At 64.4% G+C, this 18,378-nt stretch carries 17 protein-coding genes; 4 read left to right on the plus strand and 13 right to left on the minus strand.

What is annotated here, in order from left to right; all coding sequences use genetic code 11:
- Positions 1 to 58 precede the first annotated feature (58 nt).
- Complete coding sequence (locus H0W65_RS02290; RefSeq protein WP_367120111.1) at positions 59 to 298, plus strand: circumsporozoite protein; 240 nt, start codon at positions 59 to 61, stop codon at positions 296 to 298.
- An 86-nt stretch (positions 299 to 384) separates the two neighbouring features.
- Positions 385 to 558 carry a hypothetical protein gene (locus H0W65_RS02295; protein WP_294003398.1) on the plus strand — a complete coding sequence of 58 codons (174 nt, stop codon included), beginning with the start codon at positions 385 to 387 and terminating at the stop codon, positions 556 to 558.
- A 14-nt stretch (positions 559 to 572) separates the two neighbouring features.
- On the opposite strand, the gene groL is transcribed toward H0W65_RS02295, so the two are convergent.
- The 3 genes from groL to H0W65_RS02310 all read right to left on the minus strand — a co-directional run bounded on the left by groL (position 573) and on the right by H0W65_RS02310 (position 4,151).
- Positions 573 to 2,216: a chaperonin GroEL gene (gene groL / locus H0W65_RS02300; RefSeq protein ID WP_294003399.1), complete on the minus strand. Its 1,644-nt coding sequence runs from the start codon at positions 2,214 to 2,216 to the stop codon at positions 573 to 575.
- 75 nt (positions 2,217 to 2,291) lie between these two features.
- On the minus strand, positions 2,292 to 2,579 hold the full coding sequence (gene groES / locus H0W65_RS02305) for a co-chaperone GroES (protein WP_294003400.1): 288 nt from the start codon (positions 2,577 to 2,579) through the stop codon (positions 2,292 to 2,294).
- A 165-nt stretch (positions 2,580 to 2,744) separates the two neighbouring features.
- Positions 2,745 to 4,151 carry an MATE family efflux transporter gene (locus tag H0W65_RS02310; protein ID WP_294003402.1) on the minus strand — a complete coding sequence of 469 codons (1,407 nt, stop codon included), beginning with the start codon at positions 4,149 to 4,151 and terminating at the stop codon, positions 2,745 to 2,747.
- 123 nt (positions 4,152 to 4,274) lie between these two features.
- Between H0W65_RS02310 and sppA the strand changes: the two genes are divergently transcribed.
- Positions 4,275 to 6,143 carry a signal peptide peptidase SppA gene (sppA, locus tag H0W65_RS02315; RefSeq protein ID WP_294003403.1) on the plus strand — a complete coding sequence of 623 codons (1,869 nt, stop codon included), beginning with the start codon at positions 4,275 to 4,277 and terminating at the stop codon, positions 6,141 to 6,143.
- On the opposite strand, the gene H0W65_RS02320 is transcribed toward sppA, so the two are convergent.
- The 8 genes from H0W65_RS02320 to mdh form a co-directional block, all read right to left on the minus strand.
- The gene (locus tag H0W65_RS02320; RefSeq protein WP_294003405.1) at positions 6,130 to 6,831 is read right to left on the minus strand and encodes a PepSY domain-containing protein; all 702 of its coding nucleotides are present in this window, start codon (positions 6,829 to 6,831) and stop codon (positions 6,130 to 6,132) included. The genes sppA and H0W65_RS02320 overlap by 14 nt on opposite strands.
- Positions 6,832 to 7,232: 401 nt before the next feature.
- Positions 7,233 to 7,880, minus strand: coding sequence for a DUF6058 family natural product biosynthesis protein (locus H0W65_RS02325; RefSeq protein ID WP_294003406.1), 648 nt, complete (start codon positions 7,878 to 7,880; stop codon positions 7,233 to 7,235).
- Positions 7,881 to 7,891: 11 nt separating this feature from the next.
- Complete coding sequence (gene lpdA, locus H0W65_RS02330; protein WP_294003408.1) at positions 7,892 to 9,298, minus strand: dihydrolipoyl dehydrogenase; 1,407 nt, start codon at positions 9,296 to 9,298, stop codon at positions 7,892 to 7,894.
- 9 nt (positions 9,299 to 9,307) lie between these two features.
- On the minus strand, positions 9,308 to 10,630 hold the full coding sequence (gene odhB, locus H0W65_RS02335) for a 2-oxoglutarate dehydrogenase complex dihydrolipoyllysine-residue succinyltransferase (RefSeq protein ID WP_294003410.1): 1,323 nt from the start codon (positions 10,628 to 10,630) through the stop codon (positions 9,308 to 9,310).
- A gap of 8 nt (positions 10,631 to 10,638) precedes the next feature.
- Positions 10,639 to 13,467 (minus strand): 2-oxoglutarate dehydrogenase E1 component, encoded by a 2,829-nt coding sequence (locus H0W65_RS02340; RefSeq protein WP_294003412.1) that lies wholly within the window; start codon positions 13,465 to 13,467, stop codon positions 10,639 to 10,641.
- Between the two features lie 52 nt (positions 13,468 to 13,519).
- Positions 13,520 to 13,807, minus strand: a complete 288-nt coding sequence (locus H0W65_RS02345; protein WP_294003414.1) for a GIY-YIG nuclease family protein — start codon at positions 13,805 to 13,807, stop codon at positions 13,520 to 13,522.
- Positions 13,808 to 13,849: 42 nt separating this feature from the next.
- Complete coding sequence (sucD, locus tag H0W65_RS02350; protein WP_294003416.1) at positions 13,850 to 14,743, minus strand: succinate--CoA ligase subunit alpha; 894 nt, start codon at positions 14,741 to 14,743, stop codon at positions 13,850 to 13,852.
- Positions 14,740 to 15,705, minus strand: a complete 966-nt coding sequence (mdh, locus tag H0W65_RS02355) for a malate dehydrogenase (RefSeq protein WP_294003418.1) — start codon at positions 15,703 to 15,705, stop codon at positions 14,740 to 14,742. The genes sucD and mdh overlap by 4 nt, the downstream gene beginning before the upstream one ends.
- A 185-nt stretch (positions 15,706 to 15,890) precedes the next feature.
- On the opposite strand from mdh, the gene H0W65_RS02360 reads away from it, so the two are divergent.
- Complete coding sequence (locus H0W65_RS02360; protein WP_294003420.1) at positions 15,891 to 16,265, plus strand: hypothetical protein; 375 nt, start codon at positions 15,891 to 15,893, stop codon at positions 16,263 to 16,265.
- A gap of 159 nt (positions 16,266 to 16,424) precedes the next feature.
- Here H0W65_RS02360 and H0W65_RS02365 read toward each other — a convergent pair whose 3' ends face one another.
- Positions 16,425 to 16,805 carry a VOC family protein gene (locus H0W65_RS02365; RefSeq protein WP_294003422.1) on the minus strand — a complete coding sequence of 127 codons (381 nt, stop codon included), beginning with the start codon at positions 16,803 to 16,805 and terminating at the stop codon, positions 16,425 to 16,427.
- 59 nt (positions 16,806 to 16,864) lie between these two features.
- Positions 16,865 to 18,298, minus strand: a complete 1,434-nt coding sequence (locus H0W65_RS02370) for a M20/M25/M40 family metallo-hydrolase (protein WP_294003423.1) — start codon at positions 18,296 to 18,298, stop codon at positions 16,865 to 16,867.
- Positions 18,299 to 18,378: the final 80 nt, after the last annotated feature.

The raw sequence follows: 18,378 nt of genomic DNA on the forward strand, positions 1-18,378 counted from the left end.
CGAGCCGGACTGACCGTCGCAAGAGGGCTGGTCCCCATAAGCAAGGAATGGAACGATCATGAAGAAGGTTGCACTGACCGTTGCGGTCCTCGCGCTCGGCCTAGCCGCGTGCGAAACGAAAACTGAGAATGCGGTTGAGAACGTCGCCGTCGAAAACGCTGTCGAAGCCGATGCGATGGCCGCCGACAATGCGGTCGACAATGCGCTCGACGCGGCTGGCAATGCCACGGAGAACGCCGGCAACGCCGTTGAAAACGCTGCCGACGCGACTGCGAACGCCGCCGACAACGCGATGTAATTTCGCGCTGTCGCGTCTTTCGGATGCGATAGGAGGGCCGTCCGCTGGTTCAGCGGGCGGCCCTTTTTCATGGAGAGAGAATGCCAATGCGTCTGCTTCTCCTGTTGATCCTTCTGGCGGCTTGCCAGCGAGAGGAGACGGTCGCGCCGCCGACCGCGGAGGAGCACCAGCGCCTGGACGATGCCGAATCGATGCTGGACAATCTCGCCAACGAAGAAGGGCCGGCGAACGCTTCCGCGCCCTCCGGCCCTTCAAACTAGCTGGCAACTCGGACTTAGAAGTCCATTCCGCCCATGCCGCCCATGCCGCCGCCGCCCATCGGCATTGCCGGCTTGTCCTCGGGAAGCTCACTGACCGCCGCTTCGGTGGTGATCAGCAGGCCGGCGACCGAAGCTGCGTCCTGGAGCGCAGTGCGCACGACCTTGGTCGGGTCGATCACGCCGGCTTCGACGAGGTTTTCGTATACCTCGGTCTGAGCATTGAAGCCCGTCGTCTCGTCATCCTCGCGCAGCAGGTTGCCGGCGACGACGGCGCCGTCGTAGCCCGCATTCTGCGCGATCTGGCGAAGCGGGGTCTGCAATGCCTTGCGGATGATATCGATGCCGCGGGTCTGGTCGTCGTTGGCGCCCTTCATGTCGTTCAACGACTTGGTCGCGTAGAGCAGGGCGGTCCCGCCACCAGGAACGATGCCTTCCTCGACCGCGGCGCGGGTCGCGTGGAGCGCGTCGTCGACGCGGTCCTTGCGCTCCTTGACCTCGACCTCAGACGCGCCGCCGACCTTGATCACGGCCACGCCGCCGGCGAGCTTGGCAAGACGTTCCTGCAGCTTTTCCTTGTCGTAATCGCTGGTGGTGTTTTCGATCTGCTGGCGGATCGCCTCGGTGCGCGCCTTGATCGTCTCATGCGTGCCCGATCCATCGACAAGCGTGGTGTTGTCCTTGTCGATCGTCACGCGCTTCGCGGTGCCGAGCATCTCGACCGTGACATTCTCCAGCTTGATGCCGAGGTCTTCCGAGATCATCTCGCCGCCGGTGAGGATCGCGATATCCTCGAGCATCGCCTTGCGGCGATCGCCGAAGCCGGGCGCCTTGACCGCCGCAACCTTAAGACCGCCGCGCAGCTTGTTGACGACCAGCGTGGCCAGGGCCTCGCCCTCGATGTCCTCGGCGATGATCAGCAGCGGACGGCCCGACTGAACGACCGCTTCCAGGATCGGGAGCATCGCCTGCAGGTTCGACAGCTTCTTCTCGTGGATCAGAATGTAGGGATCCTGAAGCTCGACCGACATTTTCTCGGGGTTGGTGATGAAGTAGGGCGAGAGATAGCCGCGGTCGAACTGCATGCCTTCGACGACATCAAGCTCGAACTCGAGGCCCTTGGCCTCCTCGACGGTGATGACGCCTTCCTTGCCGACCTTGTCCATCGCCTCGGCGATCTTTTCGCCGACGATGGTGTCGCCGTTGGCGGCAATGCTGCCGACCTGGGCGACTTCCCTCGATCCGGCGACCGGCTTCGAGCGGCCCTTGAGATCCTCGACGACCCTGGTGACGGCGAGGTCGATGCCGCGCTTCAGGTCCATTGGGTTCATGCCGGCCGCGACCGACTTCATGCCTTCGCGGACGATCGCCTGAGCTAGCACGGTGGCGGTGGTCGTGCCGTCGCCGGCGATGTCGTTGGTCTTCGAGGCGACCTCTCGCAGCATCTGCGCGCCCATATTCTCGAACTTGTCCTTGAGCTCGATTTCCTTGGCGACGGTGACGCCGTCCTTGGTGATGCGCGGAGCGCCATAGCTCTTGTCGATGACGACGTTGCGGCCCTTCGGCCCCAACGTGACCTTGACCGCGTCGGCGAGGATGTCGACGCCGCGCAGGATGCGCTCACGCGCGTCGCGGCTGAATTTTACGTCCTTGGCTGCCATGTGGCTACCCTTTCAAACTGTTTGAATGTTCTCAATGTTCGCACTGATGCACCAGTTGTGCGCCAGCTTTCGAAGTCAGCCGACGATCCCCAGGATGTCGCTTTCCTTCATGATGATCAGGTCTTCACCGTCGATCTTGACCTCGGTGCCCGACCATTTGCCGAACAATATCTTGTCGCCGGCCTTCACTTCGAGCGGATGGATCTCACCTGCTTCGTTGCGAGCACCGGTGCCGGCTGAGACAACTTCGCCTTCCTGCGGCTTTTCCTTGGCGCTATCGGGAATGATGATCCCGCCCTTGGTTTTTTCGTCGGCCTCGACCCGGCGGACGAGGACTCGATCGTGAAGCGGCCTAAAACCCATGTTGCTTAACCCTCTTTGCATCTTGGTATGTTGTGGCGCTTGGCACTCGCATTGGACGAGTGCCAGCGATGCAGAGCATATGGGTCGTCCGATCCTATTCGTCAACGGCATCTGGCCACGCTCATCGATGGTCTGCGCGGCCAACGTCCGGCAGCCACGTCTATATCAGGATTTGGCGGGCAGCAGCCCGATCGCCGCGAGGCGCGACCAGCGCCAGATCATCAGCGCGGCGACGATTGCGAGGCCAATCGCCAGTCCGGTCCAGATGCCGACCCCGGCCCAGCCGCGCGAGAACGCCAGCCAGGCGCCGACGCCGATGCCGATCGCCCAATAGCCAATGAAAGTGAAGACCATCGGCACACGCGTGTCGTGGAGCCCGCGCAGCATGCCCGCGCCGACCACCTGCGCGCCATCGACAACCTGGAAGATGGCGGCGATGCCGAGAAAAGAGACGCCGAGGGCGATCACCCTCGCATTGGCCGGCGTGTCTGCGAGAAACAGCGTCATGAGGTCGCGCGGGATGGCCCAGATCGTCAGCGCCATCAGCCCCATGAAGCTGACGCCGAGGGCCCAGGCGGTCCAGCCGGCGCGGCCGATCGCGACGCGGTCACCTTGCCCGAGGAACAAGCCGACGCGGACCGTCGCTGTTTGGCTAAGGCCCCAAGGGACCATGAACGACAGCGCCGCGATCTGCAGAGCAACGGCATGCGCGGCGACCGATTCGGCGTTGATCAGGCCCATCAGATAGGCGGCGGCGCTGAACACCCCGCCCTCAAACCCCATCGCTAGCCCGATCGGCAGGCCGAGCCGCCACATCCGGCCGTAGCGCGGCCAATCGGGGCGCCACAGGCGGCCGAACAAGTGGAAACGGCGGAACTGACGGTCGGTGACGATCACCACCGCGAGCAACGCGGCGAGCAATGCCCAAACGATCGAGCTGGCCAGGCCACCGCCGAAGATACCGAGTCGGGGCAGGCCGAAGCGGCCGAAGATGAGGCCATAGCCGAGCGCGAAATTGACGACGACCCCGCCCAGGCTGATCGCCAGCACCCAGCCCGGCCGCTGGAGCGCCGAGACGAAGTTGCGCATTGCCTGAAAGAGCAAGAAGGGCAGCATCGACCAGAGATAGCCGTGGAGGAAGCGCTCGGCGTCGGCGGCGAGCGCCGGCTCCTGCCCCAGCGCGCGAATGATCGGCGCACTGTGGTAGAGGATTAGCCAGACGGGAAGCGTGACGGTCGCGACCAGCCAGAAGGACTGGCGAAACGTGCGCCGTACTTCGCGCACCGCGTGCCGCCTGGTCCCCAAGGCAGTCGCCATCATCGGCGAGGAGGCGGTGACCAGGCCGAGGCAGATCAGACTGAAGGCGAAGTTCAAGTTGATGCCGAGCGCCGCGGCGGCGAGCTGGCGCGGTCCGAGCCAGCCCATCAGCACCACGTCGCTCGCCTGGATCGCCGCCATGGTCAGGTTGGCGAGGATCAACGGCCAGGCGAGCGACAGGGTAGCGCGGAGTTCGGCGCGCCAAGCGCGAGTCTCTGTCAGATTTCGGGAGAGGGTAACGGCGCGGGACGACATCGGCCGTCATTGCGAGGAACGCAGTGACGAAGCAATCCCAGGTTACGCGGCCGGATTGCTTCGCTTCGCTCGCAATGACCGAGATGTTTCGCTAGGCGTCTGCGAAACTTCGGGAGTTTGGCGATGCGGTTCGTTCGCGCGGTGTGGAAATTGCTGGTCGGCATCAAGGACGTGCTGGTCCTGATCTTCATGTTGATGTTCTTTGGCCTGCTCTACGCGGTACTGTCCGCGCGGCCGACGGCGATCAGCGATGGGGTGCTGGCGATGGACCTCGATGGGGTGGTGGTCGAGCAGGCCGCGCGGCCCAGCCCATTCTCAAGTGTCGTCGGGACCGGCAAGGTCACCCAGGAGTTCGCTCTTCGCGACTTGACCGAAGCGCTCGATTCGGCGCGTACCGATGACCGGGTCAAGGCCGTCGCGCTCGACCTCGACGGGTTCCTCGGCGGCGGTCAGGCGGCGCTGGCCGCGCTGGGCGAGAAGCTTGACGCGGTGCGCAAGGCGGGCAAGCCGGTGGTCGCCTTCGCCGCCGGCTATACCGACGATCGCTATCAGCTGGCGGCGCATGCCTCCGAAGTGTGGATGCCCGAATTGGGGGCGATGGCGGTCGCCGGGCCGGGCGCCACTAATCTTTATTACAAGGGGCTGCTCGACAAGCTTGGCGTGGCGGTCAACGTCTATCGCGTTGGCACCTACAAGGCGGCGGTCGAGCCCTTTACGAGGAGCGACATGTCGCCCGAAGCGCGCGAGAATGCGCAGGCCCTCGGCGACGCCCTGCTCGAAACGTGGAAACAGGACGTCAGGCGCGGGCGGCCCGCCGCGGCGGCCGGGCTCGACCGCCTGCTAGCCGATCCGGTGGGGGTAGCTCGGCAAGCCAATGGCGATCTCGCCAGGGCCGCGCTCAACCTCAAGTTGATCGACCGGATCGGCGAGCGCCGCGCTTATGAAGCGCGACTGGCCAAGCTGGGCGGCGCCGACGCAACCGCGCCGCACGGCTACAAGCGGATCAAACTGGGCGCCTATGAAGATCAGCTGAGCGACGACAAGGGACCCATCGGCGTGATCACGATCGCCGGGACGATCGTCGACGGCAAGGCTGGACCGGGGACGGCCGGCGGCGATACCATCGCCGCGGCGATCGAGAAGGGGTTAGCCAAGAACGATCTCAAGGCGCTGGTCGTGCGCATCGACAGCCCCGGCGGATCGGTCATGGCGTCCGAGCGGATCCGTCAGGCCCTGCTCGCCGCCAAGGAAAAGAAGCTGCCGATCGTGGTGTCGATGGGCAGCGTCGCCGCGTCCGGCGGCTATTGGGTGGCGATGCCCGGCGATTTCGTCTTCGCCGAGCCGTCGACCATCACCGGATCGATTGGCGTGTTCGGCATCCTGCCCAGCTTCCAGGGCACACTCGGCAAGCTCGGCGTCGGCGCCGACGGGATCAGGACGACGCCGCTGTCAGGCGAGCCGGACCTCCTCAAGGGGCCGTCACCGGCCGCCGGCGCAATCATCCAGGCGGGGGTCGATCAAATCTATGCAAAATTCCTCGGCATCGTCGCCCAGGCGCGGCGCAAGTCGCCGGCCGACATCGACCGGATCGCCCAGGGACGCGTGTGGGACGGCGGTACCGCGCGCCAGCTCGGCCTGGTGGACGGGTTCGGCGGAATGGACGACGCGATCGCCAAAGCGGCGGCGCTCGCCAAGCTGGGCGAGGATGAGCGCGGGTTGACCAATCTCGAGCGCGAACCAGACTTCACCGACACGCTGGTGGGCTTGTTCGCGGGCGCCGAGGAGAGCGACGATGCGACCGGCTCCGAGGCCTTGGCAACGCTGGCGCCGGCATCCGAGTCGCTGGTCGCACGCGCCTTGGCCGATGTCCGCGAGATATTGTCGGGGCCGGTCCTTCAGGCGCGCTGCCTTGCCTGTCCGCCGGGCACGGCGGCGGCGCGGCTGACCACCGACGATCGCGGATTGCTGGCGCGCTGGCTCAGCTGGGGTTGAGCGGCTTGCGCCGTTTGCGACGACGAATGGTCAGGGGCAGGATGACCAGCGCCAGCAAAACCATGCCGAGCGACAATAGGGCGAAGGTCACGATCCACGGATTGTTGATGTCCTCGCGGCCCTGCAGGTCCATGATGTGCAGGCCCCACATGAAATCGTAAAACCGCCACCAGCGGGTTCGCCGGGCGACGATCTCGCCGGAACCGGCATCGACGTAGAAATGGGTGCCGTCATCGAGAACCACTCGCCAGCCGTCCATCGCTCGGCGCAGTTCGAGCGGCGGGCTTGCGCGGCCCACACGGCTGGTTTCGACAATCTTCGCCGGACCGGTGTAGCGCGAGGTCACCTCGCGCGCGGCGTCGGCCGGGCCGAGCGTCGGCAGCAACGCCCCCGTCGCGGGATCGGCAAGGCGCGATCCTCCGTCGGCGAATGCGATCACCCAGCGCGGCCCCGATGCGCGGGATTCGAGACGGAGCGAGGCAATCGCCCGGCCCTCGATGACGGGCGCGGCGAAGCCCGCGGTCGAGGTAATAGGTGCAGGGTCGCGGATCAGCGCTGTGCCGCGCACCTCGTCGATTGGTTTGGCGACCATCACCACGCCCGACAGGGTCCACAGCAGCATCGGCACGCCGACCAGCCAGCCGAGCCAGACGTGCCAGCGGCGCAGCCTGCGTCTTACCGTGACCAAGAAGAATCTCCCCCGCCTACAGGCCGATGCGGCGGTTGATCCGAAAGCTCGCCCCCAAGCCTCGGCGCCGAATCGGCAAGCGCTGTTGTCTAGCGGGGCCCAACGGAAACGCCATGCATTTTTAGTCCGAATTAAGTTTCAAGTGTGACCGATGATGTAGTTGTTGATGAGGGTCGCGCCTCCCTTTCTGCGGACGGACAAGGCGAATTCGCGCCGGTCGGTGCCGTTGATATGAGCAGTTCGGCCAATGCGTCGGCCAGCGGATCGCCAACCCGGTCAACCGGCACCGCCCCCTAGAATCTGGGTTCCCTGCACCACCATCGTCGCGTCATAGGGCGCTTCCGGATGGGTCGGATGGGACGTAGCAGATTTACGCGACGTCCCCCGCCGGGCACCACGGATCAGTCTGCCAAACTCAGCCTTTGACTGAGGTCGCTCACCAGGCGTTTGCGGCTGCTGTGCGGATATTCGGCCGGGGAAAAAGGCATTGCGGCGCTGGCATACTGATCGATCAGCGGCGCCAGTCCTTCGCGGTCGAGTGGTTCAGCGCCTTCGCACAAAGCGCTCAATTTTTCCTGGAGCACCTCCTTGCGCGCGATCGACCGCACCGATCCTGACTCGGCGACGCACAAGGCAAATACCCCATCCAGGAAATAGCCCCACATCGAATCGAGCCGCGCTGCAAGCCCCGGCAACGGCTCGCCGTCTTCGTCGAACGCATCGGGTAAGCGGTGGATGGTTCGGTCGGCGTCGGCCAGCGCCCGAGCCATTTCTTCGCGAAAAGCCGGTTCGAGCGACGCGCCCCCTGATGCCCGGTCGAGCCATTGCTTCTGCGACGGAGCGAAGTAGCGGCCGGCGGGAACGCCATCGTTGGGAAGGTCGCCGAACGCCGCCGAAACAATGCGGTTGGCCAGGACGGTGTAAGATGGCGCGGGCACGGCGCCGGCCGCGACCAACCGGTCGAGCTCGTCGACCGACAGTCCGCTGCCCTCGGCGATAACGGACGCCTCTCGAAAATATCGGTCGAGATAATTCCGCATTGTGCTCATCGACTACTCCATCAGATGTGAATCGGCTTCCCCTGAACCGCCATCGCCGCTTCCTTGATCGCCTCGGCGTGCGTCGGGTGGGCGTGGCAAGTGTAGGCGATGTCCTCGCTGGTCGCGCCGAACTCCATTGCCAGGGTCGCTTCGGCGATCAGCGTGCCAGCGAGGCTCGAGATGATCCACACCCCAAGCACGCGGTCGTTCTTGGCGTCGGCGATGACCTTGACGAAGCCGTCGGTGTCGCGGTTGGTCTTGGCGCGGCTGTTGGCCATGAACGGGAATTTGCCGACCTTGATGTCGTGGCCCTTTTCCTTCGCCTGTTCCTCCGACAGGCCGACCCCGGCGATCTCCGGATAGGTGTAGACCACCGACGGGATGACGTCGTGATTGACGATGCCGGTCTGGCCGGCGATGTTTTCGGCGGCGGCGATGCCCTCGTCCTCGGCCTTGTGGGCGAGCATCGGGCCGGGAATGACGTCGCCGATCGCCCATATGCTGGGCACCTTGGTCCGGAAATCGTGGTCGGTTTCGACCTGGCCCTGCTTGTTGGTGGCCAGCCCGACCTTATCGAGGCCGAGGCCTTCGGTGTTGGGCCGCCGCCCGATCGAGACGAGCACCGCGTCGGCCTCGATCGTCGAAGCTTCCCCACCTTTGGCCGGTTCGACGGTCAGCGTCGCCTTGCCGTTCGCGACCGTGGCGCCGGTGACCTTGGTCCCGGTCCTGATGTCGAAGCCCTGCTTCTTAAAGATTTTCGCCGATTCCCTGCGAATTTCCTCGTCCATACCGGGCAAGATCTGGTCGAGATATTCGACCACCGTGACCTTGGCGCCGAGCCGCCGCCAGACGCTGCCGAGCTCAAGCCCGATCACGCCCCCGCCGATGACGACGAGATGCTGAGGCACTTTGGGCAGCGCGAGTGCTCCGGTCGAATCGACGATCACGCCCGCATCATTGTCGACCTCGACTCCGGGCAGCGGCGTGACGGATGATCCGGTGGCGATTATGATGTTCTTCGCGGTGACGGACTTGCCCGCGACATTAATCGCGTTCGGCCCCTCGAAGGTCGCATAGCCCTTGAGCCAGTCGACCTTGTTCTTCTTGAACAGAAACTCGATCCCACCGGTCAACTCTTTGACCGCCTTGGCTTTCTCGGCGTGCATCTGATCGAGATTGAGCGCGACGCCCGACAGATCGATCCCGAACTTGGTCAGCGCGCCCGAATGGGCTTCCTCGTAAAGCTGCGACGAATGAAGCAGCGCCTTCGACGGGATGCAGCCGACGTTGAGGCAGGTCCCGCCCAGCGTCTCGCGACCCTCGGCGCAGGCAGTCTTCAGCCCGAGCTGCGCCGCGCGGATCGCGGCGACATAGCCGCCTGGGCCCGAGCCAATGACGATGAGGTCGTAGTCGTAAGTATCGGCCATCTTGTTTCCCTAAAGGTCGATCAGAAGGCGCGTCGGGTCTTCGATCGCTTCCTTGACGCGGACCAGGAAGGTGACTGCTTCGCGGCCGTCGATCAGGCGATGGTCGTAGCTAAGCGCGAGATACATCATCGGGCGGATGACGACCTGGCCGTCCTTGGCCACGGGCCGGTCCTCGATGCGGTGCATGCCGAGCACTGCCGATTGCGGCGGGTTGATGATCGGGGTCGACATCAGGCTACCGAACACGCCGCCGTTGGAGATGGTGAAGGTGCCCCCCTTCATGTCCTCGGCGGTGAGCGCGCCGTCCTTGGCCTTCTTGCCATAGGCGGCGATGGCCTTTTCGATCTCGGCGAAGCTCATCCGGTCGGCATTGCGCACGACGGGGACGACCAGGCCTTTCGGGGCCGACACCGCGACCGAGACGTCAAGATAGTCGTGATAGACGATCTCGTCCCCCTCGATCCGGGCGTTGACCGACGGAACGTCCTTGGCGGCGAGCGCGACGGCTTTGACGAAGAAGCCCATGAAGCCGAGGCGGATGCCGTGCTTTTTTTCGAACAAATCCTTGTAGCGCGCGCGGGCGTCGATCACCGCGCTCATGTCGACATCGTTGAAGGTGGTCAGCAGCGCCGCCGTGTTTTGCGCTTCCTTCAGGCGAGTGGCGATGGTCTGCCGCATCCGCGTCATCTTGACGCGTTCTTCACGCCGTTCTTCGTTCCCCGGCAAAGGCCGGGGTCCAGGAGCCGCAGGCTTCAAATCCGGTGATGCGGGCGCTTTCGCCTCCGGCGCCTGGGCCCCGGCCTGCGCCGGGGAACCAGAGTCCTTAACCTTCGCCGCCGCGAGCACATCGTCCTTGGTCAGCCGGCCGTCCTTGCCACTGCCCTTGATCGCCGACGGGTCGACATGAAGTTCGAGCACCGCGCGGCGGACCGCGGGCGACAGAGTCAGTGCTTCGGTAGCAACGGCGGCAGAAGGCGCCTGCTCCGGGACCTGCTCCGGCGCATGCTCGTCGTCGCGCGGCAGGGGCGTCTCGGCCGGGCCGGCCGGGTTGGTCGGCGCTTCGCTGGCCTCAGCAGGCGCCGCTACAGCTGCCCCGCCATCGCCGACGCGCGCGATAATCGCGCCAACCGCGACAGTGTCGCCTTCCTTGCCCAGCTGCTCGGCCAGCGTGCCCGCCACCGGTGACGGGACCTCGACCGCGACCTTGTCGGTTTCGAGGCTGACGATCGGCTCGTCGAGCGCAACCGCGTCGCCCGGCGCCTTGAGCCACTGGCCGATCGTCGCCTCGGTGATCGATTCGCCCAGCGTCGGGACCTTTACGTCGGTGGCCATGATAATCCTTACGAAGCGTTGGCGGTGGCGGAGCCTGCCGCGCTGCTATGCCCCAGCGCGTCGGCAATCAAGGCCGCTTGCTCTGCGGCGTGACGCTTGGCGAGGCCAGTAGCGGGCGACGCGGCGGCGGCGCGACCGGCATATCGCGGCCGCATCCCGCTGTGCCCGATCTCGGCGAGGCAGGCCTCGATCCGCTCCTTGGCGAAGAACCAGGCGCCGTCATTCTTGGGTTCTTCCTGCGCCCAGACCACGGCCTCGAGCTTTGGCATCGCCGCGAAACGCTTGACCAAGGGTTCGGCCGGGAACGGGTATAGTTGTTCGATACGGACGATCTCTGTGTGCTTGTCGCCGGCCGCGTCGCGCGCCTCCATCAGCTCGTAGCCGATCTTGCCGCTGCACAGCACGGCGCGCCGCGTTTCGCCCGTCGCCGGCGGGTTCAGGTCGCTGAGAATTCTTCGGAAATGGCCTTCCCCGATGAAATCCTCGCGCTTCGATACCGCCAGCTTGTGCCGAAGCAGCGACTTGGGCGTCATGATGATCAGCGGCTTGCGGAAATCGCGAAGCATCTGCCGGCGCAGAATATGGAAATAATTGGCCGGGGTGGTGCAGTTGGCGACCTGGATATTATCCTCGGCACAAAGCTGCAAAAAGCGCTCGGGCCGGGCCGAGCTATGTTCCGGCCCCTGCCCTTCATAGCCGTGCGGAAGCAGCAGCGTCAGGCCCGAAGCACGCAGCCACTTGGCCTCGCCCGCGGCGACGAATTGGTCGATGACCGTCTGGGCGCCGTTGGCGAAGTCGCCAAATTGGGCCTCCCACAGCACCAAGGTGCGCGGGTCGGTGATCGAATAGCCATATTCGAAGCCCAAAACGCCAAACTCGGACAGTGGGCTGTCGCGCACTTCGAAGCGCGGGCCGACGTCCGACCGGTCATTGATCTGGCGCAGCGGGATATATTTCTCGCCAGTCTTCTGATCGACCCAGACGGCGTGGCGCTGCGAAAAGGTGCCGCGGCCCGAATCCTGGCCGGACAGCCGCACCGAGTAGCCGTCTTCGACCAGACTACCGTAGGCAAGTGCCTCCGCGGTCGCCCAGTCGATCCCCTCCCGACCATCGAGCGTCTTCTTCTTGACCTCAAGGATGCGGCCCAGCGTTTTGTGGATCGTCAGGCCGGGGGGAACGGTCGTCAGCAGCGACGACAGCCGAGCATAGAGGGCTTCGTCGATCGCCGTATTGACGTTGCGGCGCGCATCGACCGGTTCGCCCGGGCGGCCCAGGCCTTGCCAGCGTCCTTCGAACCAGTCGGCCTTGTTGGGCAGGTAGCTAGTTCCCGCCTCGAACTCGGCTTCCAGATGGGCCGTGAACTGCTTGGTGGCATTGTCGACCCACGCCTCGTCGATGACGCCTTCCGCGATCAGCCGCTTGCCGTAAATCTCGCTGATCGGCGGATGCTTGGCGATCGCGGCGTACATCAGCGGCTGGGTAAAGCTCGGCTCGTCGCCCTCGTTGTGGCCGAAGCGGCGATAGCACCACATGTCGATGACGATGTCGCGGTTGAACCGCTGCCGATATTCAATTGCCAGCTTGCAGGCGAAGGTGACGGCTTCCGGATCGTCGCCGTTGACGTGGAGGATCGGCGCCTGGACCGATTTGGCGATGTCCGACGGATAAGGCGAAGACCGGCCGAACTGGGGCGAGGTTGTGAAGCCGACCTGGTTGTTGATGACGAAGTGGATCGTCCCGCCAGTGCCATAGCCGGGCAGGCCGGAAAAGCCGAAGCATTCGGCGACGATCCCCTGTCCCGCGAAGGCCGCGTCGCCATGGAGCAAAAAGGGAAGGACCGTGTCGCCATGCTTGTCGCCGGCGAGGGTCTGGGCCGCGCGGCTCTTGCCGAGCACGACCGGGTCGACCGCTTCCAGGTGCGAGGGGTTGGGGACGAGGCTCAAATGGACCTTGTTGCCGTCGAATTCGCGGTCCGACGACGTGCCGAGATGATATTTGACATCGCCCGACCCACCGACGTCGGCCGGGTTGGTTGCGCCGCCGGCGAATTCGTGGAAGATCGCGCGGTAGGGCTTGCCCATGACGTTGGCGAGGACGTTCAGGCGCCCGCGGTGGGACATGCCGAAGGTGATCTCGACGACCCCCATCTGCCCGCCGTACTTGATGATCGATTCAAGCGCCGGGATCGCGCTTTCGCCGCCATCGAGGCCGAAGCGCTTGGTGCCGACATATTTGCGGGCGAGGAATTTCTCCCATTGCTCGCCGTGGATGACTTTTTCGAGGATCGACTGCTTGCCTTCGGGGGTGAAGCTGATTTCGGCCGCCTTGCCCTCGATCCGTTCCTGAAGGAAGCGCCGCTCGGCGATGTCATTGATGTGCATATATTCGACGCCGACCGGGCCGCAATAATTGCCCTTCAGCACGCCAAGCATCTCACGCAGGCTGGCGCTGTCGAAGCCCAGCGTGCCGCCGAGCCAGATTTTGCGATCGAGATCGTCTTCGGTGAAGCCGTGGAACGACGTGGTCAGTTCGGGAACCTCGTCGTGATGCGCGAGGCCGAGGGGGTCAAGCTTGGCGGCGAGATGCCCGCGCACGCGGTAGCTGCGGATCAGCATCATCGCGCGGATCGAATCCTCCGCTGCGCAGCAGATCGAGGCATCGTCCGTGACACCGGTCGCGGCGGCCGCCGAGCGAGCCGCGTCGGCGACCTCCTCGACCGTTGCCTCGGTCGGGTCGAGGCCGAGATTGTTAGCGTCGAGCTGGCTCACCGGCCAGTTCGCCCGCGCCCAGCTCGGGCCCTGCTCGCGATCGATCGACATTGACATTTGATCAGTCATTCATCTCTCGTTCCCCGGCGGAGGCCGGGGTCCAGGCCGGCGGCAGCCGGGGTCAAAACAAGGTCGGATAAAGATCAACCCAATCAAGATTTCGTTCCTCGATTTGCTTAATCTTCCAGGGCCGCTTCCACTCCTTCATCCGCAGTTCGCGCTGGCGGGCTTCCTGCAAATCGTCAAATGCTTCGAACCATACTAGCAGCGTGCAACCATGGTCCTTTGTGAAACCGTTGATCAGGCCTTCGCGATGTTCATAGCCGCGTTTGATAGGGTCGCTGGTCGCGCCAATGTAGATCGTTCCATTCCTGCCGCTCGCCATGATGTAAACGAAGCCGGCTTTCATTCATCCTCCACTAATCGCAGCCTTCGGCTCCTGGACCCCGGCCTACGCCGGGGAACCACTCAGCAATGCCTTCAACGTCGTGCCCAGCTCAGATGGGCTTGGCGACACGGTTATTCCAGCCGCCTCCATCGCCGCGATCTTGTCTTCAGCCCCGCCCTTGCCGCCGGCGACGATCGCACCGGCATGGCCCATGCGGCGACCGGGCGGTGCGGTCAGCCCGGCGATGAAGCCCACGGTCGGCTTGGAACGGCCGCGTTTCGCTTCGTCGGCAATGAACTGCGCGGCGTCCTCTTCGGCGCTGCCCCCGATCTCGCCGATCATGATGATGCTCTTGGTCGCCTCGTCGGCGAGAAACAGTTCGAGAACGTCGATGAAGTTGGTGCCGTTGACCGGGTCGCCGCCGATGCCGACCGCGGTGGTCTGGCCGAGCCCCTCGTGGGTTGTCTGGAATACCGCCTCATAGGTTAGCGTGCCCGAGCGCGAGACGACGCCGACGCTGCCCTTTTTGAAGATATTGCCCGGCATGATGCCGATCTTGCATTCCTCGGGGGTCAGCACGCCGGGGCAGTTGGGCCCGATGAGGCGCGACTTCGATCCGCTGAGCGCGCGCTTGACCTTGACCATGTCGAGCACCGGAATGCCTTCGGTGATAGCGACGATCAGTGGCACCCCGGCGTCGATCGCTTCGAGGATCGAATCCGCCGCGAAGGGCGGCGGCACGTAGACTACCGAAGCGGTCGCACCAGTCACCTCAATGGCCTCGCGGACGGTGTTGAACACGGGAAGGCCGATGTGCGTCGTCCCGCCCTTCGCCGGTGTCACGCCGCCAACCATCTGCGTGCCGTAAGCCAGCGCCTGTTGAGTGTGGAAAGTCCCAGTTTCGCCGGTCATTCCCTGGGTGATGACCTTGGTGTTCCGGTTGACGAGAATGCTCATTGGGCGAGGCTTCCGTCAATCGCCTTGCATGCGACCAGCAATTCCTTGACCGCGTCGACGCTGACGGTGAAATTCTTCTGCGCTTCGTCGTCGAGTTCGATTTCGACGATCTTCTCCACCCCGCCCGCACCGATAACGATCGGAACGCCGACGTAGAGGTCGTTGACGCCGTACTGGCCGGTGAGGTTGGCGGCGGCGGGGAGGACGCGCTTCTTGTCCTTCAAATAGCTCTCGGCCATCGCGATCGCGGCGGTGGCCGGGGCGTAGAAGGCACTGCCGTTGCCGAGCAAGGCGACAATCTCCCCGCCGCCGCCCCGCGTGCGTTTGACGATCGCGTCGATTGTTTCCTGGGTCGACCAGCCTATCTTGATGAGGTCGGGGATCGGGATGCCGGCAACAGTTGAATATTGGACGATCGGGACCATCGTGTCGCCGTGCCCGCCCAGCACGAAGGCGGTGACGTCCTCGACGCTGACCCCAAATTCCTCGGCCAGAAAATGGCGGAAACGCGCGCTGTCGAGCACGCCCGCCATGCCGACGACCATCTTGTGCGGCAGGCCTGAAAATTCGCGCAGCGCCCACACCATCGCGTCGAGCGGATTGGTGATGCAGATCACGAAGGCGCCCGGCGCGTGCGTCTTGATGCCTTCGCCGACCGCCTTCATCACTTTCAAATTGATGCCGAGCAGGTCGTCACGGCTCATGCCCGGCTTGCGCGCGATCCCGGCGGTGACGATGCATACGTCGGCGCCCGCGATGTCGGCATAATCGTTCGAGCCCTTGAGGCTCACGTCATAGCCATCGACCGGCGCGGCCTGCGATATGTCGAGCGCTTTGCCCTGCGGCGTTCCCTCGGCGATGTCGAACAGGACGATGTCGCCAAGCTCGCGCATCGCCGCCAAATGGGCGAGCGTGCCGCCGATCATCCCGGCGCCGATCAGCGCGATCTTCTTGCGTGCCATGGGCTAAGCTTGCCTTTCGTCGTGATGGATGCAAGCGGTCCAAAGCCGCGTGCGGCGCCCGCTTAGCGGCATGACGCGACCCGGGCAACCGCGAGCTAAGGGAACGAGTCGGCGATCGGGCGGTTTTCTGGATGAATGGGACGGTCACGAGCCGTTCAGGGGCTTGCCTCCAGGATCGGATCATTATGAAAAACATCATCATCCTCGCGAGCGCCGCAGCGTTCGCCTTCACCGCCCCGGCCTATGCCAAACCAGGCCATGGCAACAAAGGGCACGGTGACCACGGCTATTCGCAGGGCTATGGCAACTGCCCGCCCGGGCTCGCCAAGAAGCACAATGGCTGCTTGCCCCCGGGTCAGGCAAAAAAACACTACAGCATCGGCCAGCGGTTGCCTTATGGCTACAACCGTTTCACGCCGTACGACCAGATCCCCTACGATCTGCGGCGCCAATATGATTTGAACAATGATTATCGCTACATCTATCGCGATGATTATCTCTACCAGGTCGACCCGACGACGCTGGTCGTGCGCCAGATTTTGAACTCGATTATCCGCTAAGTTCTAGCGATAGCGGCTGAGTGCAACCGGCCGCTTGGGGCCGCTCCGCGCAATCGGGGCGGCCCTTTTACCAAACATATGAGCCTGATCAGGCCGGCAGGCGCTCCTGATTTTCTTCTTTCGACCGGCCCCAGTGCGACCAGAACGGCTGTCGTTTTGTCAGGCAGTTTGGAACAGGCTGAGGATGTTGCCATCGGGATCCTTGAACCAGGCGGTTTTCATCCCCTCGGCCGCATAAATGTCGCCATCGCGAGCGAGGCCGTCCATGTCGTAATGTTCGAACATCACGCCTTTGTCCTTGAGGTCGCTGACCTCGGCGGCGATGTCCTCGACGTCGAAGGTCAGCGCCGTCGCCTTGTTGGTGCCGGCGAACTCGGATCGATAGACGTTGAGCTTGGTGTCGCCGCTCATCATCGTGACGACTTCGCCGCCCTGCTCGTCGACCGCCTTCAACCCGAGGGTGTCGGCGTAGAAAGTCCTGGCGCGATCAAGATCCTTGACCGCGATCATGGGGGTTGCGTCGGATTTCCCGATCATCATCGCTCTCCTTTGGGGTGATGCGATGGAAACGAGCGAACGGACGCCGCCGTTCCGGTCGCTTATTTCCCCGCCAACTCCCTGAGCATGATCTCCCAGTGGACGACATTGTCGTCGAGCGACTGGACCGGAAGCCGTTCGTCCTTGCCATGGGCGCGCAGGTCCGTGGGAGCCACCAACCAGCCGCCGTTGGTGCCATAAACCGGGATTCCGGCGACGCGGAACGGACGGGCGTCGCTGGCGCCGGTCGACATTTCGGGGTACACCGCCGTCCCGGGATGCAGCGCCTGCACCGCCTTGGTGTGGGCGTTGGTAACGTCAGGACGGAGCGGCGACGCGAGGCTGGCGACATAATCGTCGTTGCGGGTCACCTTGACATCGGGATCCGCGACGATCTTTTCCAGATCGACGCGGACCACATTGGGATCGACGCCGGGGAATAGCCGGCAGTTGATCATCGCCGTCGCCAGCTGGGGCAGCGCATTGTCAGCATGACCGGCGAACAGGCGGGTAGCGACGCAGCGGGTGCGGGTCAGCCCGACCTGGCCCTCGTCGGCCTCGACGACGTCGGCCGCCTGGCCGTCGTCGGGGTTGGCGAGCCAAGCGCGCATCGCGTCGCCTAGCGGCCCCTTCTCCATCTTTGCCCGTGCCGTGAAATAGGCGCGCGTCGTCTCGCTCAGCATCGGCTCGAACCGATAGGCCTCGATCTTGTCGATCGCGTGGGCGAGCGAATAGATTGCATTGTCCTTGCGTGGCTTCGACGAATGGCCGCCGCGGTTGCGCACCGTCAGCGTGTAGCCCGCGAAGGTCTTCTCCGCCGTCTGCATGGTGAAGCCGATCATCTCGCCGCCAGCGGTCTTGCTGCCGCGGCCGCCATCGGCGTTGAGGCCATATTCGGGGTGGCCGAGCAAATCGAGCCACTCGCTGGCGCCCTTGGCCGCGCCGATGCCGTTGGTTTCCTCGTCGCCGGTGAACAGCACGACGATGTCGCGCTTCGGCTTAAAGCCGGCCGCCTTCAGGTCGATCATCGCCTGGGTGATGCCGACGATGCCATCCTTCATGTCGATCGTGCCGCGGCCATAATAATAGCCATCTCGGGTGGTCATGACGAACGGGTCGGTGGTCGAATCCTCACGCTTGGCCTCGACCACGTCCATATGGCCCATCAGCAGGATCGGTTTGCCGCTCGCCTTGCCGCTCGCGCGCCAGCGGACGATCAGCGCGGCGGTATCGTCCTCGCCGGTGGTCGCGCTGCCGGTGTGGTAGGGAACGACGTGGACGTCGGCCGCTGGGAAGCCCGCCGCGGTGAACTGATCAGCAACATATTGCGCCATCGCCGGCACCTGATGGCGGCCAATCACGGTCGGCATGTTGATCACATGCTCAAACATATCATGGGTCGCCTGGTGTCGCGCGGGCGACAGAGCGGGCGCAGCCGGCGCGGCGAGCGCGGCGGCGGATGAAGCGGTCAGCAAGGCGGCAAACATCAAACGCATGGCATCATCTCCACAGAACAAGCGCCGCACGCTAGGCGCGCACGCCGCGCAGTCAATCATCGGACGTCGACCAGTTGGCG

The sequence above is a fragment of the Sphingomonas sp. genome, from assembly GCF_013816785.1.
In the GTDB taxonomy this organism is placed as follows: domain Bacteria; phylum Pseudomonadota; class Alphaproteobacteria; order Sphingomonadales; family Sphingomonadaceae; genus Sphingomicrobium.